18 protein-coding genes and 2 pseudogenes are annotated in these 23,868 nt (G+C 70.5%); 14 read left to right on the top strand and 6 right to left on the bottom strand.

Annotated features, from left to right (window positions below; genetic code table 11):
• Positions 1–50 precede the first annotated feature (50 nt).
• From AO398_RS14585 to AO398_RS14595, 3 genes are all read left to right on the top strand, one after another.
• Positions 51–287, top strand: a complete 237-nt coding sequence (locus AO398_RS14585) for a DUF4170 domain-containing protein (RefSeq protein ID WP_058192851.1) — start codon at positions 51–53, stop codon at positions 285–287.
• A 172-nt stretch (positions 288–459) separates the two neighbouring features.
• Positions 460–1,404, top strand: a complete 945-nt coding sequence (locus AO398_RS14590; protein WP_058192852.1) for a ribose-phosphate pyrophosphokinase — start codon at positions 460–462, stop codon at positions 1,402–1,404.
• 75 nt (positions 1,405–1,479) lie between these two features.
• Positions 1,480–2,361, top strand: a complete 882-nt coding sequence (locus AO398_RS14595; RefSeq protein WP_313902028.1) for a hypothetical protein — start codon at positions 1,480–1,482, stop codon at positions 2,359–2,361.
• Positions 2,362–2,490: 129 nt separating this feature from the next.
• Here AO398_RS14595 and AO398_RS29400 read toward each other — a convergent pair whose 3' ends face one another.
• Both AO398_RS29400 and AO398_RS29405 read right to left on the bottom strand, forming a co-directional pair.
• Entirely contained in the window at positions 2,491–2,661 is a 171-nt protein-coding gene (locus tag AO398_RS29400; protein ID WP_280139129.1) for a methyl-accepting chemotaxis protein, read from the bottom strand.
• A 48-nt stretch (positions 2,662–2,709) separates the two neighbouring features.
• Positions 2,710–3,069, bottom strand: a pseudogene (locus AO398_RS29405) (cache domain-containing protein); the annotation flags it as partial.
• A 356-nt stretch (positions 3,070–3,425) separates the two neighbouring features.
• Between AO398_RS29405 and AO398_RS14605 the strand changes: the two are divergent.
• On the top strand, positions 3,426–4,481 hold the full coding sequence (locus tag AO398_RS14605; protein WP_058192854.1) for an ABC transporter substrate-binding protein: 1,056 nt from the start codon (positions 3,426–3,428) through the stop codon (positions 4,479–4,481).
• A 471-nt stretch (positions 4,482–4,952) separates the two neighbouring features.
• Entirely contained in the window at positions 4,953–5,654 is a 702-nt protein-coding gene (locus AO398_RS14610) for a cell cycle transcriptional regulator TrcR (protein ID WP_058192855.1), read from the top strand.
• A 34-nt stretch (positions 5,655–5,688) separates the two neighbouring features.
• Here the strand turns inward: AO398_RS14610 and AO398_RS14615 are convergent, their stop codons facing one another.
• Both AO398_RS14615 and AO398_RS14620 read right to left on the bottom strand, forming a co-directional pair.
• Entirely contained in the window at positions 5,689–6,714 is a 1,026-nt protein-coding gene (locus tag AO398_RS14615) for a histone deacetylase family protein (RefSeq protein ID WP_058192856.1), read from the bottom strand.
• 222 nt (positions 6,715–6,936) lie between these two features.
• Positions 6,937–8,103, bottom strand: coding sequence for an HD domain-containing phosphohydrolase (locus tag AO398_RS14620; RefSeq protein ID WP_058192896.1), 1,167 nt, complete (start codon positions 8,101–8,103; stop codon positions 6,937–6,939).
• 580 nt (positions 8,104–8,683) lie between these two features.
• On the opposite strand from AO398_RS14620, the gene AO398_RS14625 reads away from it, so the two are divergent.
• The 5 genes and pseudogenes from AO398_RS14625 (at position 8,684) to AO398_RS14645 (ending at position 13,620) form a co-directional block, all read left to right on the top strand.
• Positions 8,684–9,568: a LysR substrate-binding domain-containing protein gene (locus AO398_RS14625; RefSeq protein ID WP_082643283.1), complete on the top strand. Its 885-nt coding sequence runs from the start codon at positions 8,684–8,686 to the stop codon at positions 9,566–9,568.
• Positions 9,569–9,781: 213 nt separating this feature from the next.
• Complete coding sequence (locus AO398_RS14630) at positions 9,782–10,984, top strand: NAD(P)/FAD-dependent oxidoreductase (RefSeq protein ID WP_058192857.1); 1,203 nt, start codon at positions 9,782–9,784, stop codon at positions 10,982–10,984.
• A gap of 146 nt (positions 10,985–11,130) precedes the next feature.
• A complete protein-coding gene (locus AO398_RS14635) occupies positions 11,131–12,819 on the top strand; it encodes a thiamine pyrophosphate-binding protein (protein ID WP_058192858.1) in 1,689 nt (562 codons plus the stop codon).
• Between the two features lie 117 nt (positions 12,820–12,936).
• Complete coding sequence (locus AO398_RS14640) at positions 12,937–13,191, top strand: type II toxin-antitoxin system Phd/YefM family antitoxin (RefSeq protein ID WP_058192859.1); 255 nt, start codon at positions 12,937–12,939, stop codon at positions 13,189–13,191.
• Positions 13,188–13,620 (top strand): annotated as a pseudogene (locus tag AO398_RS14645) (type II toxin-antitoxin system VapC family toxin). Before AO398_RS14640 ends, AO398_RS14645 begins: the two are co-directional and overlap by 4 nt.
• 27 nt (positions 13,621–13,647) lie before the next feature.
• Here AO398_RS14645 and AO398_RS14650 read toward each other — a convergent pair.
• On the bottom strand, positions 13,648–15,006 hold the full coding sequence (locus AO398_RS14650; protein WP_058192860.1) for an Nramp family divalent metal transporter: 1,359 nt from the start codon (positions 15,004–15,006) through the stop codon (positions 13,648–13,650).
• Positions 15,007–15,176: 170 nt separating this feature from the next.
• On the opposite strand from AO398_RS14650, the gene mntR reads away from it, so the two are divergent.
• Positions 15,177–15,638 (top strand): manganese-binding transcriptional regulator MntR, encoded by a 462-nt coding sequence (mntR, locus tag AO398_RS14655; RefSeq protein ID WP_058192861.1) that lies wholly within the window; start codon positions 15,177–15,179, stop codon positions 15,636–15,638.
• Between the two features lie 169 nt (positions 15,639–15,807).
• Positions 15,808–16,311: a hypothetical protein gene (locus tag AO398_RS14660; RefSeq protein WP_160329333.1), complete on the top strand. Its 504-nt coding sequence runs from the start codon at positions 15,808–15,810 to the stop codon at positions 16,309–16,311.
• Positions 16,312–16,587: 276 nt separating this feature from the next.
• On the opposite strand, the gene AO398_RS14665 is transcribed toward AO398_RS14660, so the two are convergent.
• Positions 16,588–17,772, bottom strand: a complete 1,185-nt coding sequence (locus tag AO398_RS14665; RefSeq protein ID WP_058192863.1) for a putative zinc-binding peptidase — start codon at positions 17,770–17,772, stop codon at positions 16,588–16,590.
• Positions 17,773–17,997: 225 nt separating this feature from the next.
• Between AO398_RS14665 and AO398_RS14670 the strand changes: the two genes are divergently transcribed.
• Together AO398_RS14670 and AO398_RS14675 are read left to right on the top strand one after the other, a co-directional pair.
• A complete protein-coding gene (locus tag AO398_RS14670) occupies positions 17,998–21,276 on the top strand; it encodes a transglutaminase family protein (RefSeq protein ID WP_058192864.1) in 3,279 nt (1,092 codons plus the stop codon).
• Positions 21,277–21,289: 13 nt separating this feature from the next.
• Positions 21,290–23,830 carry a circularly permuted type 2 ATP-grasp protein gene (locus AO398_RS14675; protein ID WP_058192865.1) on the top strand — a complete coding sequence of 847 codons (2,541 nt, stop codon included), beginning with the start codon at positions 21,290–21,292 and terminating at the stop codon, positions 23,828–23,830.
• Positions 23,831–23,868 lie beyond the last annotated feature (38 nt).

Here is a 23,868-nt window from a genome sequence, read left to right on the forward strand (position 1 = left end):
TCGCCGGCGCCGGACATCCGGGGCGCCGCGGCGGGACGTGAGGAGAGGTCATGGCGACGGCGATCGATAGCGACCAGAAGCTCCACCTGGTCTTCGGTGGTGAGTTGCAGGACCTCGACGGCGTCCGGTTCCGGGACATCAAGGGCCTCGACATCGTCGGCATCTTCCCGGACTACGCGTCCGCACAGGCCGCCTGGCGGGCCAAGGCGCAGGCCACCGTCGACAGCGCGCAGACCCGCTATTTCGTGGTCCACCTGCACCGGCTGCTGGAGCCGCCGGTCGCCTGAGGCCGGCAAGAACCTGCCGTTCCGGGCGCGCGCCTGTGCGGTGCGCGCGTGAAGGCATTGTGACACCTTCGGCCCGCTGCTAAGAGCCTCGCCCGTCATCAGATCCATCCGGCCCGCGTGGGGCCGGTATTCGGAGCGCGGCGCGAAGCTCGGCCGCGAGTGGGCGGACGTCATGAAATCCTCGATCAAGATCATCGCCGGCAACGCGAGCCGGCCCTTGGCCGAGGCGATTGCCGCCTATCTCGAATTGCCGCTGGCCAAGTGCATGGTCCGGCGCTTCGCCGACATGGAGATCTTCGTCGAGCTCCAGGAGAACGTGCGCGGCGAGGACGTGTTCATCGTCCAGTCGACCTCGTTCCCGGCCAACGACCACCTGATGGAATTGCTGATCATGATCGACGCCGCGCGTCGGTCCTCGGCCCGGCGCATCACGGCGGTGATCCCTTATTTCGGCTACGCACGGCAGGACCGGCGCACCTCGGGCCGGACCCCGATCTCGGCCAAGCTGGTGGCGAACCTGATCACCGAGGCCGGGGCCGACCGCGTCCTGACCCTCGACCTCCATGCCGGACAGATCCAGGGCTTCTTCGACATCCCCACCGACAACCTGTTCGCCGCCCCCGTGATGGTGCGCGACATCAAGGAGCGGCTGCCGAGCGCCGACCGCATGGTGGTCTCCCCCGATGTCGGCGGCGTCGTGCGCGCCCGCGCCATCGCCAAGCGGATCGACTGCCCGCTCGCCATCGTCGACAAGCGCCGCGAGCGGCCGGGCGAATCCGAGGTGATGAACATCATCGGCGAGGTCGAGGGCCGCTCCTGCATCCTGGTGGACGACATCGTGGATTCCGGCGGCACCCTGGTCAACGCCGCCGAGGCGCTGCTCAAGGCCGGCGCCAAGGACGTCTCCGCCTACATCACCCACGGCGTGCTCTCGGGGGGCGCGGTCTCGCGCATCGCCGCCTCGCGGATGAAGGAGCTGGTGATCACCGATTCGATCCAGCCGACCCAGGCCGTCAAGCTCGCCCGCAACATCCGGGTGGCGACCATCGCGCCGCTGCTGGGCGAGGCGATCGGCCGAACCGCCACGGAATCCAGCGTCTCCAGCCTGTTCGACTGACCGCGGCGGGTGAAGAATTCGCCGCAGTGCCTGCCGCGCAGTCGGCGCTATCTCGCCCGCGCGGACGCATCGCCGATCCGGGAGGGGCGGGCACTGGGCCGGACGACACTCATCGGCATCCACGGGCTCGCCAACAAGCCGCCCCGGGATGAGAAGGCGGCCTGGTGGCGGGCGGCGATCCTGGAGGGCTTCGCCCGCAATCTCGGAGGCTCGGCGCCCGAGGTGCCGTTCAGTTTCGTCTACTGGGCGGATCTGCGTTACCCGGAACCGCTGGCCGGCGGGCTCAACCGCGAACCCTACAGCACCGATCCCGGCACCGGCCCGTTCCCGTCCCCGGCGGACGATCCCGATCGCGCCGCGCCGACCCTCACCGACCGGATCTATCGCGGCCTCGCGCATCTCGAGGAGGCCACCGGGCTCACCCCGGTCGACGGCCTGATCCTGGAATACCGCCTCGACGACCTCTGGGGCTATCACGCGGACGCCGCGTTCCGCGATGCCGCCCGCGCGCGCCTGCGCGAGACCCTGGCCGAGGCGGCGGATCGCGCCGTGCTGATCGCCGCGCATTCGATGGGTGGTCTGATCGCCTACGACGTGCTCCGGGCCGCCGAGCGGGACGGCACCCCCCTGCCCCGCTGCACCCTGGTCACCCTCGGCTCCCCGCTGGGGCTCGCCGAACTGAAGCTGAGGCTGAAAGCCGAGCACGGCGACCTGTGCGTGCCGGAAGCCGTCACGGCCTGGACCAACCTGATGGACCGCCAGGACATCGCCACGGTGGGCGACGACCTGGCCGAGGTCTACCCGCCGAACGCCGCAGGGGTGCGGATCCGGGACGTGCCAGTGATCAACGCCTACCGCCGGCCGGACGGCACCGAGAACCGGCACAAATCCTACGGCTACCTGCGCACTCCGGAATTTTCCAAGGTCGTGGCGGATTTCCTGGCGGCCGAGGCCTGAAAGTCCAGGTTTCAAAAGGTCGAGACCTTTTGCGGGTCCAGGGCGGAGCCCTGGTTTAGTATCCATCGGGGCTCCGCCCCCTGCCCCGCCAAAGGGCCGAGCCCTTTGGGAACCCGATCTTCGCGTCGCTCAAGCGGCCTTCACCTCGCTCGCGACCACCGCGAAGCCGCGCCCTGCCTCGCCGGCGCGGGCCGCCTCGATGGTGTCGTTCAAGGCCAGCAGGTTGGTCTGCGCGGCGATGCCCGAGATGAGGGCGACCACGTTGCCGATCCGCTCGGTGCCGTCGGCGAGCGCCCGCACAGTCGCCTTGCTCCGGCGGGTGGTCTCGGCCGCACGCCAAGCCGCGCTCCACAGGATCGCGGCGGTGTCGTCGGCATAGATGCCGGTGCCGATCACCCAGCCCCAGGGCGCGAAGCCGCGCACGGAGGAGCGTTTCGGGACCGGCGCCTCGGACCCGGCCTTGGGCCAGGAATAGTCGACGAAGCCCTGACCCTGCTTGTTGGCGAGGTCGACGAAGTCCCGGAACAGGTACTTGCCGGTGGGATCCTGCACCCCGGAGAGGTCCTTGCCCTCGAGGTCCGGCTTCATCGGGTGGGCGACCATGCGGGGCTGCATGTCGTTGATCCAGAAGTATTCCTGGCCGTCGTAGCGCAGGGTCTTCACGGCCCGGATCGCCGCGCCCTGGGCATCGGCCCGCGACAGCCGCCCGGCCCGCGCCTTGCCCTCGAATTAGGCCGCGACGCCGTAGGCCACGTCCGTCAGGTGGCGAGTCTTGGCCATGCGGTCCTGCTCGACCTGGGATTTCGGGTTGAGCAGGCCGATGCCCGAGACCACGGCGACGCCGACCAGCGCGGTGGCCGTGATGGTGTGGAGCGTCGCCCCAATGCCGATTTTCTTGACACCGCCCCCCGGCGGACATTTTCGAGAGAGGCCAGGTGCAACGTTACCGTTACCGCGCCGTGAAGACGGCGTCGGGCCTTGCGCTTGTTGGCTCGAGGCTGTCCACTTCCCGTCAATAGAGCTCGGATCCGGACACGAAGCCGGCGGGCCAAGGGAGGAACGACATGGTGCGAGCGTCGCGGGCGGTTGCGAGTCCGGGGATCTGCCGCCGCCTCGTCCGGGCGGGACCGGCCGCCCTGCTGCTGGCCGGGCTGGCGCTCGCCGCCCCGTTCTCCGCCCCGGCCCGGGCGGACGACGCCAATGTCCGGATCAGCCGGCAGCCCGGCTTCGTCTACCTGCCGGCGGTGCTGGCCGAGCAGCACAAGCTGATCGAGAAGCAGGCCAAGGCGGCCGGCCTGGGCGACGTCACGGTCGAGTGGGTCAACCTGACCAGCGGGGCGGCCGGCAACGACGCGCTCCTGTCGGGCAACATCGACATCGTCGACAGCGGCTCCACCAACATGCTGCTGCTCAACGACCGGACCCGCGGCGACGTGAAGGGCCTGTGCGGCGTCGGCAGCACGCCGATGCTGCTGCTCACCCGCAATCCGGCCGTTAAGACGCTCAGTGACTTCTCCGGCAAGGACAAGATCGCCCTGCCCTCCGTGAAGGTCTCGACCCAGGCGGTGCTCCTGCAGATCGCCGCCAAGAAGGCGTTCGGGCCGGACGGGGCGTCCCGGCTCGACCCGCTCACCGTCCAGCTCGGCCATCCCGACGCGGTGGCGGCGCTCGCCAGCCCGCAGAACGAGGTCAACAGCCATTTCTCGCTGCCGCCGTTCCAGCAGCGCGAGCTGCAGGACCCGGCGATCCACGCGGTGCTCAACTCCTACGAACTGGTCGGCGAGCCGGTGAGCAACGCGATCTTCTACGCCCGCACCGGCTGGTTCACCCGCAACCCGAAGCTTTCCGCCGCCATCGTGGCCGCCATCGACGAGGCGAATGCCGAGATCGCCAAGGACCCGCTCCAGGCGGCCAAGGACTACATCGCGGCCACCAACGACAAGACGCCCCCCGAGACGCTGGTGGCGATCATGAAGGAGCCGGGGACCACCTTCTCCACCACCCCGTACGGGATCATGCTCCAGGCCCGGCACTTCTACGCGATGAAGACCATCAAGGCCGAGCCGAAGGACTGGAAGGACACGTTCTTCCCGATCGTGCACGGGCTGCCGGGGAAGTAAGCGCTGTCGGTCTCCCCGCGCGGCCGTTGTTCCCTGCTTGAGGCCACGATATATCGGGAAGTGGGATCAGCGGGAGCCACCGCCGATCCCTGGCAATTACCCGTTAGGGTTTAGCCAACTCCAGAACAGCGGGTGGACGGCGAGTCGGAGTTGGAAGCTCCACTCGCCGTTTGCTTGTCTGGAGACTGCCAGAGAGAGGACCATTCTCTGCACTCCCGGCCGCAACCGGCCGCGTGCGGCCTTCGCGGGTGAGTCGGTCACGCTCACATCGTGTTTGTAGCTGGGCTCTTGGCGCCGGTTAATCGGCACCGGGGCCTCTGAACCGCCGAACCCGCGATTGCGCCCCACCCCGGGCGGCCCTATAGTGAGCCATCCCCATTCGACAGCGTGAGACGGGACTTCCGGATCTGCATCCGGAGCCCGCGGCCCGGTGCCCGGCCCCCGTCCCGCCAGGCCGGAGCACGAGAGCACATGTCCCAGGGTCCGCTGATGCCGAAGGCCTTCGCCGTCTGGCTGGTCGAGAACACCTCCCTGGCCTTCGAGCAGATCGCCGACTTCTGCAAGCTGCACCCGCTCGAGGTGAAGGGCATCGCCGACGGCGAGGTCGCGGCCGGCATCAAGGGGCTCGATCCGGTCTCCACCGGCCAGCTCACCCGCGACGAGATCGAGAAGGCCCAGAAGGCGCCGCACTACAAGCTCAAGCCGGCCGTCTCGAAGGTCAAGCTGCCGGAGGTGAAGCGCACCACCAAGGGCCCGCGCTACACCCCCCTCTCCCGCCGCCAGGACCGGCCCAACGCCATCCTGTGGCTGCTGCGCAACCACCCCGAGCTGAAGGATGCGCAGATCATCCGCCTAGTGGGCACCACCAAGTCGACGATTCAGCAGATCCGCGAGCGCACCCATTGGAATTCCGGATCGCTCCAGCCGATGGACCCGGTGACCCTGGGCCTGACCACCCAGATCAACCTGGATTTCGAGGTCCAGCGCGCCGCGGCCGCCCGCCCGGCTGCCCTGGCCGCCGAGTCCGGCGCCTCGCTCCTGCCCACCGAGGTCTCGACGGCGCCCGAGCCCGAGGAGACGGCTGAGCATGGCGGCCGCGAGGAGCGGATCGACGCCGATTCGGTCTTCGCCAAGCTCAAGGGCCGGCATCAGGACGAGGACGACGAGGACTAGGTCCGCCGGTTCTCACGGCGCGCCGCGTCCCGGCTCAGCGCGCCGCGTCGAAGGCCGCCAGGAAGGCCGTCAGGTTCTCCGGCAGGGCGGGGCACAGGTAGCCACCCTCCTGGACGATCACGGTGGGCAGCCCGGCCCGTGCGATCCGCTGCGCCGCCGCGGCGAAGCCCGCCCGGGTCACCGTGAGCACGCCGATCGGGTCGTCCGCGGCGGCGTCGAGGCCCAGGGCCACCACCAGCCCCCGCGGCTTGAATGCCGCGATCGTCGCCAGCCCGGCCTCGATGGCGGCGAGCCACGGTGCGTCGCCGGAGCCCGGCGGCAGCGGCAGGTTGCGGTTGAGGCCGGTGCCCGCCCCCGTCCCGGTCTCGTCGGCATAGCCGGCGTAGAACGGGAAGTAGTCCGACGGGTCGGCGTGGACCGAGACCGTGAGCACGTCGCCGCTTGCGTAGAAGATGCCCTGCGTGCCGTTGCCGTGGTGGACGTCGATGTCGAGGATCGCCACCGGACCGCCTCCGGCCGCGAGCATCCGCTGCGCCGCGATCCCGCTGTTGTTGAGGAAGCAGAAGCCGCCGGCGGACTCCGCGTAGGCGTGGTGGCCGGGTGGGCGGCACAGGGCGTAGGCGTGGCCCGTCTCCAAGGCCGCGTCCGCAGCCGCGACGGCGCATTGCGCCGCGCCGTAGACCGCCGCCCAGGTCCCGGCCCGGATCGGCGTCGAGGTGTCGGCGGTGTAGAGGCCGACCGGCCCGAGCAGGCCGGTGGGCGTCCGGTGCATCTGTGGCCGGGCGAAGCTGCCGGTGAGGATCTCGTCGGCGATGCCCGGAATCTCCGCCCGGCGCGCCCAGGCGTCGGCCAGGAACGCGACGTAGCCGGCATCATGCACGGCCCGGATCGGGTCGAGGCCGTGGTCGGCGGGCTCCGCGAGGGCATGCCCGCCGTCCCGGGCCGCCGCGTGCAGGATGGCGTAGCGCGAGGCCTGCTCGGGATGCGGGATCGGGGTGCCGCGCCGCAGGTAGCGTTCGGGATCGTGCCGGGCGGAGTCGGCGGTGTGGAAGACGCGCATGGGCGCAAGTTAGGCGTGCTGGCGCCGCGCGTCACCCGCCTGTGGGGCGAGGCTGAAAGGTCGGGTTTCCAAAGGGCTCAGCCCTTTGGCGGGGTTCGGGGGCGGAGCCCCTGAGAAACCTTCATGACACCAGGGCTCTGCCCTGGACCCGCAAAAGGTCATGGACCTTTTGAAACCGGGATTTTCACCGCTGAGCCGTGATCCGCGCCCGCTCCCGCGGCGTCATCCGTGGCGCCTGCGGGCGGGGACTTCGTCCACGAACCGGCCCGCCAGGACGGGCGTCTCGGCGGCGATCTCGCGCAGCAGGGTCGGCACCCGGGCCCAGGGTTCGGTGACGGTGTGCGAGCCCGGCCTGACGGCGCCCCGCTCCTGCCCGCCAGCCACGCGGATATCCGACCAGCGCGCGCAGAACGCCTCCACGCAGGCCGGGTCGAAATGGCGGCCGCTCTCGGCCTGGATGCACGCCAGGGCCGCCTCGAAGGGCATCGCCTCCTTGTAGGGCCGCTGCGTGGTCAGGGCGTCGAATACGTCCGCCACCGCGACGATCCGGGCCGCCAGGGGGATTCCGGTTCCGGAGAGCCCCTTCGGATAGCCGCTGCCGTCCCATTTCTCGTGATGCGCCTCGGCGATCTCGGCGGCCAGCCGGATCAGCTCCGAGGTGCTGCCGCCCAGGATGCGCTGGCCGATGGTCGCGTGCGTCTTGATCAGGGCGAACTCGTCCGGGTCGAGCCGGCCCGGCTTCAGCAGGATGCCGTCCGGGATCGCCACCTTGCCGACATCGTGCAGCGGCGCGGCGAGGTACAGGTTGCGGCAGAACTCCGCCGGCAGGCCGAGCGCCTCGGCCACGATCTGGCTGTAGCGGGCCACCCGCCAGGTGTGGTCGCCGGTGTCGTTGTCCCGGTATTCGACGGCCAGCGACAGGCGGAAGATGATCTCCTCCTCCCGCTCGCGCATGTGCCGCAGGGCGGCCTCGACCTCGCCGTCGAGCCAGGCGGCCTGCTCGGCCAGCCGGCGTACCGCCTTGGCGAGGCGAACCAGGTTGCGCAGCCGCACGGTCTGCTCGACGCCCCGCATGGACTTGTCGAGGAAATCGGTCGCCCCCGCCTCCAGGGCCGCGAGCCGCACCGCGTCGGAGATGTCGCTGGTGACCATCGCGATGGGCACCTGGGCGTAGTGCGGGATGGTGCGCATCCGCTGGATGAACGCGATCCCGTCCATCGTGGGCATGTGGTAATCGACCAGCACCAGATCGAAGGCGTGCATCTGCGCCTCGACCAGGGCGGCGGCCGGGTCGGCGTAGTCGGTCACGCTGACGTCGGGCTTGGCCTCCAGGATCTGGCGCAGCCGCCGACGCATGGTCGCGCTGTCGTCGACCAGAAGCACGTCCATCATGGCGTTTCGCCTTGCTCCGCGGGTGCGGGCCCGGGGCGGGAAGGGCGGGGCATCGGTGCCGCGATCACGGCGGCCGGGCGGCGTCGAGGGCCGCGGGTTTCCGAAGCCGGATCCAGGGGGGTGAACGCGGTCATGATCCGATCCGGTGACGATCGCGGGTGACGGTGCCGTGTTCGATATGAAGGTCTCATCGGCGGTATGATTCGTTTGGAGTATTGCACGTTAAAGGAGAGTAAATAATATCAAGATCGCGTGGAACGATATTTGGAAACGGAACGATAGATCTTACCGTAATTGCTTGGATTTTGGACCGAATTGTTCCTCGATCGATGGCGGGTATAGAGATTGATTTGTTTCAAATACAAATGGAGGCGGTATCGCGCTATATCCATACGGAATTCGTCGCGACAGATTTGAGCCTGTTCTGGTCGCCCGCCCCCTCGATCCGTCAGGGCGGCTCCGGTCGGGACAGTCCTCCGGCGGCGCTGACACGCAAGCGGGGCGGCGATACCGTCCCGCGCCGCCGTCACGGGACGGATGGGCCGGGCCGTGCTGCTTCCGGGAGGGACCTTCGGCGATGATGCGGTTCGATCTCACCGATCTCGGCCTGTTCCGGCACGTGGTCGAGGCCGGCTCGATCACCCACGGGGCGGCGCGGGCGAACCTGGCCCTGGCGGCCGCCTCGACGCGGATCCGGCTGATGGAGGAATCCCTCGGCGCCGCGCTGCTGACCCGGGGGCGGCAGGGGGTCAGCCCGACCCCGGCCGGGCGCACGCTCCTGGCCCATGCCCGGGAGATCCTGGCCGGCGTGGAGCGCCTGCGCGAGGAGATGTCGGTGTTCTCCGGCGGCGCGGTCGGGCAGATCCGGGTTCTGGCGAACACCAACGCGCTCACCGAGTTCCTGCCCGACGCGCTCTCGGCCTTCCTGGCCGGCCATCCCGGGATCGGGGTCGAGATCGAAGAGCGCACCTCCGAGGAGATCGTCGGGCTGGTGGCCGAAGGCGCGGCCGATCTCGGCATCCTGTCCGGCACGGTCGATACCGGCTCGCTCCAGACCTTCCCGTTCCGGGAGGACCGGTTCGTGCTGGTGGCGGCCCGGGACCACCTCCTGGCGGCGCGCGCCGACATCGCCTTCGTGGAGGTGCTCGGACACGACCTCGTCGGCCTCGACCGGCGCAGCGCCATCAGCCGGTTCCTCGTCGCCCAGGCGGTGCGGGAGGGGCGGCCGATGCGCCTGCGGGTGCAATTGCGCGGCTTCGATGCCGTCTGCCGCCTGGTCGAGGCCCGGGTCGGGCTCGCGGTGCTCCCCGAAAGCGCGCCCGCCCGGGCCGCCCAGGGCCTCGCCATCGCGGTGGTGCCGCTCTCGGATGCGTGGGCGCGGCGCGACCTGACCCTGTGCCTGCGCGACCTCGGTGGCCTGCCGCCGTTCATGCGGGCCTTCGTGGCGCAGCTGCGCGCGTGAGCGCGACCCAGATCCGGGCCGGATCGGGGTTCGGAGACGTTGCGGCAATTCAATCAGAAGATGAGATTGTCGAAGGGCTTCGATGTCGCCGCGTAAATGAATGTTTCCTGGCTCTGAAAATACTACGTACGTCCTTTACAGGTGGCGTCGCCGCTGCGATCTGCATGGTTTGGTCTGATTAGATTCTGATACCGGGGACGGGACGACTTTGCGATGACAGCGATGGGTGGCGAGGTGGACAGCTGCGACGTGGCCGTGGTCGGGGCCGGCCTGGCCGGGAGCTGCCTGGCCGGCGCGCTGGCCCGCGCCGGGGCGCGGGTCGCGCTGATCGACGCCCAGGCCGAGCGCGGTGAGGCGCGCCGCGACTTCCGGGCGGAGAAGTTCGGGGCTGAGCAGATGGCCCTGTTCGAGGGGCTCGGCTTCGGCCAGGCGCTCGCCGCCTGCACGACGCGGACCGACGAGGTCGCGGTGGTCCGCTACGGCCGCCTCGCCTACCGGGAGGCCGCCCGCGAATGGGGGGCGCATTATCCCGTGCTGGTCGGGGCGGCCCGGGCCGCCCTGCCCGATGGGCTGCTGATTCCCGGCCGGGTCGCCGATCTGGATCTCGGGCCGGATCGCCAGGCGCTCACCTTAAGTGACGGCCGCCTGATCGAGGCGCGGCTCGTCGTGCTCGCCACCGGGTTGGGCCAGGCGCTGCTCGCCAAGGCCGGCATCACCAAGCGAGCGCTGAGCCCGCGCCACTCCCTGGCGGTCGGCTTCGACATGGCGGCGGCGCGGACCGCCTTCCCGTTCCCCGCGATGACTTACTTCGCCGAGGGGTTCGGTGGGCGCGACGCCTACCTGACCCTGTTCCCGATCGGGGATGGGATGCGCGCCAACCTGTTCTGCTACCGCGATCCCGGCGAGCCCTGGGTCGCGGCCTTGCGCCGGGACCCGGAGGCGACCCTGCGGGCGATGATGCCTCGGCTGGCGCAGCATTGCCCGGACCTGTCCGTGGCCGGGCCCCTCGAGGTCCGGCCGATCGACCTCGCCCGGGCCGACGGGGTGGAGCGCGACGGGCTGGTGCTGATCGGCGACGCCTTCCAGACCGCCTGCCCGATCCCCGGCACCGGAATCGGCAAGCTGCTGACCGATGCCGACCGGCTCGCCCGGGTCCACGTGCCGGCCTGGCTCGCCACCCCCGGCATGGGCCGCGAGAAGATCGCGGCCTTCTATGCCGACCCGGTCAAGCAGGCCTGCGACGCGCGCAGCCTGCGCGCCAGCGTCTATGCCCGCGGCCTCGCCGTGGAGACGGGGGCGCTCTGGCGGGCCCGGCGCCTGCGCAACCGGCTCGCCCGCACGGCGATCCGCATGGCGAAGGACGGGCCGCGGGCCGCCGCGGCTCTGGCGCCCGGCCTCCTGCCGATCGGACTCTAGCGTTCGGCTTCGTCAGGGCTCCGCCCTGACAACAAGCCAAAGGGCTCGCCCTTTGGAAATCCGAACCCGCACCTCGGGTCTTCGTCGCGGCGCGCCCATGGGCTAGCCTCGCGCTGATTCCGCCGGGGGGCGGAGGAGGGTTGGGTATGTCGATCGAGACCGTGGATGCTGCCGGCCGCCGCCGGGGCGCCGATCTGCTGCTGGAGGTGCTGCGCTCGGAGGGGGTGCGCTACATCTTCGGCAATCCCGGCACGACCGAATTGCCGCTGATCGACGCGCTCACAGAAACGCAGGACATCGCCTACATCCTCGCCCTGCAGGAGGCGACCGCGGTGGCGATGGCGGACGGCTATGCGCAGGGCGCGCGCCGGCCGGCCTTCCTCAACCTGCACACCGCCGGCGGCCTCGGCCACGGCATGGGCGCGCTGTGGAATTCCCAGGTCAGCGGCACGCCGCTCGTGGTCACGGCCGGCCAGCAGGACCTGCGCCACGCCCTCTCCGACCCGCTGCTGATGGGCGACCTCGTCGCCATCGCCGACCCGGTGGTGAAATGGGCGCGCGAGGTCACCAGCCCGGACCAGATCCCGGTGCTCCTGCGCCGCGCCTTCCACGATTGCGGGGCCGCCCCGTCCGGCCCGGTCTTCCTGTCCCTGCCGATGGACGTGATGGAGGCGATGACCGCGACCCCGGCGGGCGAGACCTCGACCATCGACCAGCGCGCGGTGGCGGGCTCCCTCGACAAGCTGGCCGAGAAGCTTGCCGCCATCGCGCCCGGCCGCCTGGCCCTGATCGCCGGCGACGAGATCGACGCCTCGGACGCCTCCGCCCAGGCGGTGGCGCTCGCCGACCTGCTGGCGGCGCCGGTCTACGGCTCGTCCTGGCCGGCCCACATCCCCTTCCCCACCGCCCACCCGCTCTGGGCCGGCAACCTGCCAACCCGGGCCGACGCGATCGCCGACATCCTCGGGCGCTACGACGCGGTCTTCGCGCTGGGCGGCAAGTCGCTGATCACCGTGCTCTACTCGGAGGTCTCGGCGGTGCCGCCGGGGACGCAGGTGTTCCAGCTCTCGGCGGATGTCCGCGACCTCGGGCGCACCTACGCCACCAGCCTGTCGACGGTGGGCGACATCCGCGCCTCCCTGGACGCGCTGCTGCCATTGCTCGCCCCGCGCGTAGCCGACCGCGCCGCCGCCTACGCGGAGCTGCGGGCGCAGGCGGAGACGGCGCGGATCGAGCGTCGGGCCAAGCTCGCCGCCGCGGCCGATGCCGCCTTCGACGATCCGGTGATCGCGCCGCTCGTCGCCGCCCGCGAGGTGGCCCGGGCCGTGGGGGCGCAGACCACGATCATTGATGAGGCGCCCGCGACGCTGACACATCTGCGGACCTTCCTCGACAGCGCCTCCACCCACCAATACGCGGCGATGCGCGGCGGCGTGCTCGGCTGGGGCATGCCGGCCGCGGTCGGTTTCTCGCTCGGCATCGACCGGGCGCCCGTGGTCTGCGTCGTTGGCGACGGGGCGGCGATGTACTCGCCTCAGGCGCTCTGGACCGCCGCGCACGAGAAGCTGCCGGTCACCTTCGTGGTAATCAACAACGCCGAGTACAACATCCTCAAGAACTTCATGAAGGGCCAGTCGCACTACGCCTCGGTGCGGGCCAACCGCTTCATCGCCATGGATCTCACCGACCCGCGCGTCGACTACCTGGCGCTCGCCACCTCCATGGGGGTGCCGTCCCGGCGGGTGACCCGGGCCGCCGACATCGCCCCGGCGATCGAGGCCGGGATCCGGTCCGGCGGCGCCAACCTCGTGGAGGTGGTGGTCCGGGCGAGCTGAGTGGGGGCGGACGGGGCGTCGCCGAACGGCCTGGAAGAGCTTCGAGGGAGCCGGCGGACGATTGGAATCGGTCGCCGGGCCTCCAATGTCTGTATGTAGCGACATGCGAGGTTCAGCATGACCGTGCCGACGTTCACCAGCCGCGAATTCAATCGCGAACCCGATCGCATCAAGCGCGACGCGGCGGATGGCCCCGTGATCATCACCGAGCGCGGCCGGCCGATCATGGCCGTCCTTCCCTACGACGCATACGAACGCCTGAAGGCTTCCCCCGGCAACATTCTGGATGCCCTCGACATGGAGGGTGTCGGCGATATCGACATCGACTTCACCCGGCCGGCTACGTTCCCGCGTCCGGCCACCTTCGACTGATGTACCTCCTCGACACCAACGTCCTGTCCGAGCTTCGCAAGCGGAGCAGCGGCAGGATCAATCCTCAGGTCGAGAGATGGGCTACGGAGGTCGATCCCAGCAGCCTGCATGTGTCCGTCATCACGGTCATGGAACTCGATTCGGTATCGCTCAACTTGAGTGCCGCGATCCCTGACAAGCCTCCGCTTTGCGGCTCTGGTTGCATAATCGCGTCTTGCCAGCCTTCGCCGGACGCATCCTGCCGATCGACGCCGCCATCGCGGTGCGCTGCGCCCATCTTCACGTTCCTGATCCCAAGAGCGGGCGCGACGCTTGGATCGCGGCGACCGGCTCGCTCACGACCTGACGATCGTTACCCGCAACAGCGCCGATTTCGCCGCGACTGGCGCGACGCTGCTCAACCCCTGGCGTGAGGGCAGCTCCCTCTGACGGGACGGGTAAGGAGGGGGGGCGGCTCTACTCCAGTCCCGGGACCGGCAGCCCGAAGGCGGCGGCCAGAAGCACCATGTTGAGGCCGAGCACCACGGCCGCCCCGGCGATCGCCAGCGCCTGGGTCAGCGGGCCGTTGGCGAAGGCCCCCATCACGCTGCGGCGGCGGGTGAACACCACCAGGCCCACCATCGGCACCGGCAGGGCGAGCGACAGCACCACTTGGGACAGGACCAGCGCCCGGGTCGGATCGACGCCGATCGCGACCACGACGAAGGCCGGCAGCATGGTCACCAGCCGGCGGACGAGGAGCGGGATATGCCAGCCGGTGAAGCCCTGCATCACCATCTGGCCGGCGAGCGTCCCCACCACCGAGGAGGAGATCCCGGAGGCGAGCAGCGACACCAGGAACGCGGCCCCGGCCGCCGGACCGAGCAGCGGGGTCAGGGTGCGGTAGGCCTGGTCGATCTCGGCGACCGCGCTGTGGCCGGCATGGAAGGCCGCCGCCGCCATGATCACCATCGCGATATTGACGAGGCCGGCCAGCAGCAGCGCGACCACCACCTCGCGGTTCGAGTAGCGCACCAGCAGGCGCCGGTCGGAATCGGTCCGGGGGCTGCCCCGCCCCTGGGTCAGTCCCGAATGCAGGAACAGCGCGTGCGGCATCACGGTGGCGCCGATGATCCCGACCGCGATGGTCAGCGCCTGCGCGTCCGGGATTTTCGGGGTGACGAGGCCTTTGGCGGCCTCCGCCCAGGCCACCGGCGCGATGGCCGGCTCGACCGCGTAGCAGAGGCCGATCGTGCCGACCATGACGCCGATCGCGATCTCCAGCGGCCGGAAGCCTTCGTTCTCCAGCAGCAGGATCGCGTAGGTGACGATCGCGGTGATCGCCATGCCGGCCATCAGCGGCATGCCGGTGAGCAGCGACAGCCCGATCGCGCCGCCCAAAAACTCCGCGAGGTCGGTGGCCATGGCGGCGACCTCGCTGATGCCCCAGGCCGCGAACCGACCGCTCCGGGGAACGGTATCGCGAAAATGCTCGGCGAGGTTCTTGCCGGTGACGATCCCGAGCTTGGCCGAGAGCGCCTGGAACAGCATCGCCGTGAGATTGGCGAGCAGCACCACCCAGAGCAGGCCGTAGCCGTAGCGGGCACCGGCCTGGATGTTGGTGGCGAAATTGCCGGGGTCCATGTAGGCGATCGACGCCGTCACGGCAGGCCCGGCAAACAGCAGGAACCGGAATCGGCCTCCCGGCCGGCCGTCGAGGGTGTCGCGGATCGCCTGTTCGGTGCGCCGGCTCATCCGCCCTGGCGCAGACCCTTTGGGGGTCGATCCGTCGGGCATCCGCTCCCCGGGGATCGTCGCCGCATCCGGCGTTGCCATGCCTCACCCTTTTCTCAAAGATATAGCTTGGGCTATATTCAGAGCAACGGCCACGGGTTTCAAGAGGGCATTTCAGGGGGGGCGCACGTGCGTCGCGGGACTCCCCATGCCGGGGCGGATCTTGCTAGACAGGTCCGGGCGGCGCCGGGGGGCGGCGAAAGAGAGAGCCGATGCAGGAACCGTCCGAGCCGAGCGCCCCCGAGACCGTGCTGGTCGATCCCGAGCGGCATGTGGAGAGCTTCCGTCAGGCCCGCGAGGCACGGCGCTCTGAGCTCGTCGAGGACTATGTCGAGCTTATCGACGACCTGATCGGCGACGGCGGCGAGGCCCGCCAGGTCGACATCGCCGCGCGCCTCGGCGTGGCCCAGCCCACCGTCGCCAAGATGCTCAAGCGCCTGTGCGAGGACGGCTTCGTCCAGCAGCGGCCCTATCGCGGCGTGTTCCTGACCGAGGCCGGCCGCCGGCTCGCCACCCAGGCGCGCGAGCGCCACCGCATCGTCGAGCGCTTCCTGTGCACCCTGGGCGTCAGCCCCGAGACCGCCCGGCGGGATGCCGAGGGGATCGAGCACCATGTCAGCGCCGAGACCCTGGCGGCGTTCCGCGCCTTCGTGGACAGCCGGCAGGAGACGTGATCGGCGACCGGGCGCATTGCGTCCGGGGGACGGAGAATCATCGGATGCGCCATGCGGGCTCGGCCTCCGAAGTCGCACGTGCCGCGGGCGATCGGGGCAGGGTGGGATGAGCCGATCGCGCTTAGCAGGATCGATGAGGGGTGACTGAGGGCACCTGATGCGACGCCCTGTGGCCAGATCCGCCCACGCGAAACGCCTGACGCTTGCCGGCGTGCTGGCCGTGGCCAAGTCGGGCCTCGGCCCCGACATACGCTGTGAAATCATCGCGAGCGTAGCGCGATCAGCGTTCACGGAAACCTGGCTCGCACACCCGGGCCGACCGGTGGATTGGGACTGGGCCGCGCTGTCGGCCGGTTTCCAGAACAACCATCCGAAGTGCTTCAATGCTGCGATCTGGTACGACGAGACGTTGTGTGGGTTGGCGATCGGTGCGGTGAACCAAGACAGGTTCGTTGCCTTGGATTTCCTTGAAGGCAATCCGGATCCGACGCATCCGCTCAAAGGGCGGGTGATTGAGATCGTCCTGACTATGGCGGAAGCCTACCGGCAGCTGATCGTTGTGCCGGAGCTTCGGCTTCATCACGTCGACCCGGACCTTATCCCCTTGTACAAAAGGCAAGGCTTTGCGCTTGCGCCCGATCTGGCAGGCTCTCATCATATGGTCCGGAGGTGATCTCAGTGCCGAAAGCCGCGCCTGTGACGGAACCGCCGGTGACCAGCCGCGAAGTGACCCACGGCCGTCCTCTCAGGCAGGCGCATCGTCGCCTGCCTGACATCGAGCAGGCAGCGGCTGCCTTCATGGCGGCCGATCTCCCCTGGTTGGCCCCAGCGGCGAGGGACGTGCTTGCGGGGACGCCAGAAGTTCACGGTCGGCCGGACGGTCAAGTACCCCCGCCGCCCGCGAAGCGAGTCCGGCGCTGACATTTCGACCGACCGTCCGTCGAGCGCGTCACACGGTCGGCGCCGCCACCTTCTGGCGCAGCCCCAAAATCACCGCGCGCAGCATCTCCGCCCCCGCCTCGCCGGGATCCGGCAGGGTGCCGGAGCGGGAGGCGTAGATTCGCTCGTGCACGAAGGCGAGCTTGGCGATCACCGTCGGGGTCAGCTTGAACGGGTAGAGCGCCGGCTGGCCCATGCTGTGGGACAGGGAGTTGATCGCATAGGTGAGCGGCAGCCACGCCTCGATCAGCCGGTCGAGATCCTGGGTGTCGTAGGGGTCGAAGTCGATCACCGTGGGCGCCGACATCGCGTTGCGCAGGCGCGGGCGCACGTGCAGCTCGAAGGTCGAGGCGGTCTCCACCGTATCGACGATGTGCAGGTAGTGCGCGAAGGTCTCGGCGAAATCCTCCCACGGATGGGCGGTGGCGTAGGCCGAGACGTAGGAATCCTCCCAGTCGGCCGGGGCGCCGTGGGCGTAGTGATCCTGCAGGGCCCGGACGTAGTTCAGGCTCTCGTCGCCGAACAGCGACCGGAACGCGCCCATGGTCGGCCCGTTCATCACCAGCAGGTACCAGAAGTAATGCCCGATCTCGTGCCGGAAATGGCCGAGCAGGGTCCGGTAATGCTCGCCGAACAGGATCCGGCGCCGCTCGCGCTCGACATCGTCGGCCTCGGCGATGTTCATGGTGATCAGGCCGTTGATGTGGCCCGTGAGCACCGGCGTCCCGTACGAAAAGCTCTCCGACGGATCGACCAGGAAATCGAAGGCCAGCCCGTCGGTGTACTGAGCCCGGGTCGCCAGGGGCAGTTCGAGGCGCAGCAGCGAGTAGAACAGCCGGCGCTTGGCCGCCTCGATCTGGCGCCAGCGGGTGAGGTTCCAGGCTTGCGACAGGTCCGGCACCACCCGGTTGTGCCGGCAGGCGGTACAGAAGATGTCGGGACTGTCCTCCGCCACCAGCCAGTTGCAGGCCCCCGAGAGGGCGTTGTTGCAATAGCGGTAGCGCCGGCCGGAATCCGCGTAGGCGTGGAACGTCTGGGCCCCGCCCATCGCCGGATGGGTCGACAGGCCCACGGGCTCCAGGGCCGAGACCTCATGCGCCGCGCAGACATAGCCCAACCGGCGCGCGCAGCTCTCGCAGGCGGTCGCCTCGAAGGTGACCGGCTGGTCGCAGGCTTGGCACTGGAAGAGCTTCATCGCGCGGTCCCGGGTCGGCAACCGACCCACCTCTCGATCAAATAAGCGCGACCGGCAAAGTTCCGGCCAAGGTCGGCGGCGAACCACGGAGGCAGCGGGTGCCGCACGGAAATTGCTTGTGACCCCATCCTTGGCACATAACCATGCTGGGACCCGGGACGATCGACCCGTTGCAGCGCCCAGCATCGGCTACGAGACCGCATTCGATCTTCAGACGGAGCCATCGTGTCGATCAAAGCCGCCCTGCACCATGTCACGCATTACCGCTACGACCGGCCGATCAGCCTCGGTCCCCAGGTGGTGCGCCTGCGCCCGGCCCCGCACGCGCGCACAAAGGTGCCGGCCTACGCGCTGACGGTGACGCCCGCCAACCACTTCCTGAACTGGCAGCAGGATCCGAGCGGCAACTGGCTCGCCCGCCTGGTCTTCCCGGAGAAGACCGACGAGCTGAAGATCGAGGTCGACCTCACCGCCGAGATGGCGGTGATCAACCCGTTCGACTTCTTCGTGGAGGATTACGCCCAGGTCCGGACCTTCGCGTACGAGCCCGACCTGTCGGAGGAACTGGCCCCCTATCTGGTGCCCGTGGACGCGGACGGGCCGGAGATCGAGGCGCTGCTCGCCCGGCTGCCCGAGGAGCCGAGCACGGTCCTGTTCCTGGTGGCGCTCAACGGCATGATCGCACGCGAGATCGCCTACGGCGTGCGCATGGAGCCGGGGGTTCAGACGCCGGCCGAGACGCTGCGGCTCAAGAGCGGCTCCTGCCGGGATTCGGCCTGGCTGCTCGTGCAGGTGCTGCGCCGGATCGGCCTCGCCGCCCGCTTCGTCTCCGGCTACCTGATCCAGTTGGTGCCCGACACCACCGCGGTCGACGGCCCGGCCGGCGCGTCGGCGGACTTCACCGACCTGCACGCCTGGGCCGAGGTCTACCTGCCGGGCGCCGGCTGGATCGGCATGGACGCGACCTCCGGGCTGCTCACCGGCGAGGGCCACATCCCGCTCGCCGCGACCCCGCATTACCGTTCGGCCGCGCCGATCTCGGGGGCCGCCGAGCCGCGCCAGCCCGAGTTCGGCTTCGAGATGCGGATCACCCGGGTCGCCGAGACGCCGCGGATCACCAAGCCGTATTCCGAGGAGGTCTGGTCGGCCATGGATGCGCTGGGCGAGCGGGTCGATGCCGACCTCGTGGCCCAGGACGTCCGGCTGACCATGGGCGGCGAGCCGACCTTCGTGTCGGTGGACGATTTCGAGGCGCCGGAATGGAACATCGCCGCGGTCGGCCCGACCAAGCGGCGGCTCGCCGACACGCTGATCCGGCGCCTGCGCGACCGGTTCGGCCCGGGCGGCCTGCTGCATTACGGCCAGGGCAAGTGGTACCCGGGCGAGAGCCTACCGCGCTGGGCCTTCGCCCTGTACTGGCGCAAGGACGGCAAGCCGATCTGGAAGGATTCCGGCCTCATCGCCCCGGAGGTGGGTGAAGGGGCCGGCGGTACCGCCACCATCGCCCAGGCTCAGGCGCTGGCCGACGCGCTGGCCCGCCGGCTCGGCCTGTCCGACTACGTCTTCCCGGCCTTCGAGGACGGCGAGCTCTGGGAGAAGAAGGCCGCGGACCTGCCGGTCAACGTCACGCCGGCCGCCGCCAAGTCCGGCTCGGTGGAGTTCGACGCCCGGATCCGGCGCGTCTACGCCCGCGGTCTCGGCGAGCCGGCGGGCTACGTCCTGCCGCTGGCGAGCCTGCCCACCGGCAAGGACGGCGATGCCGACCGGGTCTGGATCTCGGAGAAGTGGGCGTTCCGCCGGGGCCAGGCCTTCCTGGTGCCGGGCGATTCGCCCCTCGGCTTCCGGCTGCCCCTGTCGTCCCTGCCCTACGTGCCGCCGGAGCACTATCCCTATTACCAGCCGCAGGACCCGCTGGAATCCCGCGGGCCTCTTCCCGACGACCCGATGGCCAAGACCGTCGTCAACGGCGCCGGCATCACCGGCGTCGCGGTGCGCACCGCGCTCGCCATCGAGCCCCGGGACGGGATCGTGCGGGTGTTCATGCCCCCGACCCAGCGCGCCGACGAGTATCTCGAACTCGCCGCCCATCTCGAGGCGGCGGCCGCCGAGCTGAAGCTGCCGATCCATATCGAGGGCTACGAGCCGCCCTACGATGCGCGCATCGGCCTGATCAAGGTCACTCCCGATCCCGGCGTGATCGAGGTCAACGTCCACCCGGCCGCCTCCTGGCGCGAGGCGGTGGCGATCACCACCGACCTCTACGGCGAGGCCCGGCAGACCCGGCTCGGCGCGGAAAAGTTCATGGTCGACGGGCGCCATACCGGCACCGGCGGCGGCAACCACGTGGTCATGGGCGGCGTCACGCCGGACGATTCGCCGTTCCTGCGCCGGCCCGACCTGCTCAAGAGCCTGGTGCTCTACTGGCAGCGCCACCCGGCGCTCTCGTACCTGTTCTCCGGCCTCTATATCGGCCCGACCAGCCAGGCCCCGCGCATGGACGAGGCCCGCCATGACGGGCTCTACGAGCTGGAGATCGCGCTCGCCCAGATCCCGGCCGCCGACGCCCCCAACATCCCGCGCTGGCTGGTCGACCGGGTGTTCCGCAACATCCTGGTGGACGTCACCGGCAACACCCACCGGGCCGAGATCTGCATCGACAAGCTGTATTCGCCGGACGGGCCGACCGGGCGGCTCGGCCTCCTGGAATTCCGCGCCTTCGAGATGCCGCCGGATGCCCGCATGAGCCTCGCGCAGCAATTGCTGCTGCGGGCCCTGGTGGCGTGGCTGTGGCGCGAGCCGCAGACCGGCGGTTGTGTCCGCTGGGGCACGACGCTCCACGATCGCTTCATGCTGCCGCATTTCCTCTGGGCCGACTTCCTCGGGGTGCTGGAGGATCTCGGGGCGGCAGGCTACGCCTTCGACCCGGTCGCCTTCGAGGCGCAGGCCCAGTTCCGCTTCCCGGTCTTCGGCGTGGTCGAGCAGGGCGGGGTCCGGATGGAACTGCGCCAGGCGCTGGAGCCCTGGCACGTGATGGGCGAGGAAGGGACGAGCGGGGGCACCGTGCGCTTCGTCGACAGCTCGGTCGAGCGGCTTCAGGTCAAGGTCGAGGGCTTCGTGCCCGAGCGGCACGTCATCGCCTGCAACGGCCGCCGGCTGCCCATGACCGGCACCGGCCGCGCCGCCGGGCCCGTGGCCGGCCTGCGCTTCAAGGCGTGGCAGCCGGCCTCGTCGCTGCACCCGACGATTCCCGCCCACTCGCCGCTGACCTTCGACATCCTCGATGTCTGGAACGGGCGCTCGCTCGGCGGCTGCCGCTACCACGTCGCCCATCCGGGCGGCCGGAACTACGAGACCCACCCGGTCAACGCCTACGAGGCGGAGGGGCGCCGCCTCGCCCGCTTCGAGCCCCTGGGCCACACGCCGGGCCGGATCGAGATGCCCCGCGCGGAGACGAGCGCCGAGTTCCCGCTGACCCTCGACCTGCGCACGCCGGCTCCGACATGACCGGGGCCTGGTAATGGAGGCGGCGCTCGCATCCGGCGCCGCCCGGGCCGAGGCGGTCGAGAGCCCGCGGGAGCGCGTCGCGCGCTGGACCGCGGGCTATCGCGCCGCCTCCGGCCGGCCGGACGAGTTCCTGGGACCCGACGGCGCCCCGCGGGGGGCGTGGCCGCGCCTCCTCGACCATCTCGGCGCGCTCACCGAACCGGAGATCCTAGCCCGCTTCGTCTCGGCGGAGCGGCATATCCGCGATGCCGGCATCTCCTTCCGCATCTCGGGCGACCAGCGCGAGCATCCGTGGCCGCTGGGCTGCCTGCCCCTGGTGGTCGAGGGCGCCGAGTGGCGCGATCTCAGCGCGGGCATCATCCAGCGCGCCGAGCTGATGGAGGCGATCCTCGCCGATGCCTACGGCGAGGGCCGGCTGGTCGCGGATGGACTGCTGCCCGCCGCGATCATGGCCGGGACGCCCGAATTCCTCCACCCCCTGCACGGGGTCGCGCCCCCCGGCGGCCACTACCTGAAGCTATACGCCGCCGATCTCGGCCGGGGGCCGGACGGGCGCTGGCAGGTCCTGGCCGACCGGACGCAGGCGCCCTCGGGCCTCGGCTGGGCGCTGGAGAACCGCATGGTCCTGGCTCGGACCTTCCCGGACTTCTTCCAGGACCTCCATGTCGAGCGCCTGCCGGCCTTCTTCCAGGCGTTCCGCGAAGGCCTGGCCCTCGGGGCCGAGCGCTCCGACCCGCGCATCTGCCTGCTGACCTCCGGCCCCTACAGCAGCACCTATGTCGAACAGGCGGCGCTCGCCCGCTATCTCGGCCTGATGCTGGTCGAGGGCGACGACCTGGTCATGCGGGATGGTGCCCTGCACGTGCGCACCGTCTCGGGGCTCAAGCGGGCCGACGCCCTGTGGCGCCGGATCGACGCCGACTATCTCGACCCCCTCGAGCTCAACCCGGCCTCGCGGCTGGGCGTGCCCGGCGTGATCGAGGCCCTGCGCAACGGCTCCCTGGTGATGGCCAACATGCCGGGCTCGGGGCTGGTCGAGTCCGCGGCGCTCGCGCCCTATCTCGACGGCATCGCCCGCCGGCTGCTGGGCGAGCCTCTGCGGCTTGGGCATCCGCGGGCCTGGTGGTGCGGCGATCTCGAAGGCCTGGCCCATGCGCAGGCGAACCTCGACAGCCTGATCCTGCGCCCGGCCGCCACGCCCCAGCGCGGGGCGGGGCGCGACGCGATGCTGGCCCCCCAGGCCCTGGCGGCGGAGCGGGCGCGGGTCGTCGCCGCTCTGCGCGACCGGCCGTTCGACTACGTCGCCCAGGAGGCCGCGCCGCTCTCGACCATGCCCGGCTGGGAGCGCGGCGAGGATGGCGGCCTCGTCCTGGTGCCCCGCCCCTTCGTGGTGCGCGTCTTCGCCGCCCGCACCCCGTCCGGCTGGCAGGTGATGCCGGGCGGCTTCTGCCGGGTCTCGGAGCGCGAGGATGTCGACCCGATCGAGATGCGGCTCGGCATCCGCTCGGCCGATCTGTGGGTGCTGTCCGAGAACCCGGTCGAGGCACCGCTGATCGGCTCCCACGCGGCCCCGCGGGTGCGCCGGGTCGGCGGCCACCTGCCCTCCCGGGCGGCCGACGGCCTGTTCTGGCTCGGCCGCTATCTCGAGCGCACCGAGGCGGTGATCCGCCTGGTCCTGGCTCATCTGCGCAGCGTCGGCGACGCGGTCGGGACCGACATCTCGGGAGCCCTCGACACCCCGGCCGCCCTGGCCCTGCGGGCGATCCTCTACGAATGGGGCGCCATCGGCGCCACCGACCTGCCCACCGCCCGGCTCGCCCAGGAAGCGCTCACCGGGCGCGAGCGCTCGGGCTCGGCCCGCGCCCACATAGTCTCGGCCCGGCGCAACGCCGCCGCGCTGCGCGCCCGCCTCTCCGGCGAGACCTGGCGGGTGCTCGCCGACCTGATCGAGAGCGTGTCCCTCGACACCGAGCGGACCTTCACCGAATCGCAGCTCGCCGGCCGCGCCGAGCGGGCGCTGAGCCAGCTGGCCGCCCTGTCCGGCCTCACCCACGAGAACATGAGCCGGGCGGAGGGCTGGCACTTCGTCGAGCTCGGCCGGCGCGTCGAGCGGGCGATCAACATCTGCACCTTCGCGCTCTCCTTCGCCAACGACGAGGCGACCCCGGGCTGCCTCGGGGTGATGCTGTCGCTGTGCGATTCGCAGATCAGCTACGGCCGGCGCTACATGCAGGGCGCGGCCCTCGACCCCGTGCGCGACATGGTCCTGCTCGATCCCTACAACCCGCGCTCGATCGCCTTCCAGGCAGAGGCGATCGCCCGGCACCTCGACGACCTGCCGGCGCTGTCGGCCGACGGCATCCCGGAGCCGCACCGCCGCATCGCCTCCCGGATCCTGGCGGAGCTGCGCAGCGGCGAGGCCGCCGATTTCGACGCCGTGCGCCTCACCGCCCTGGAGACCGACCTCGAACGCCTCGCCGACGGCATCGCGGTCCGCTACTTCCCGGCCGGGCCGAACGCCCTGCGCCCGGAAAAGCTGACGGGCCTGGCGTGATGATGGGCGCCGCGCAATCCGGCCTGGATTCCTGTTCC

The organism is Methylobacterium sp. GXS13, from assembly GCF_001455965.1.
Classification (GTDB): domain Bacteria; phylum Pseudomonadota; class Alphaproteobacteria; order Rhizobiales; family Beijerinckiaceae; genus Methylobacterium.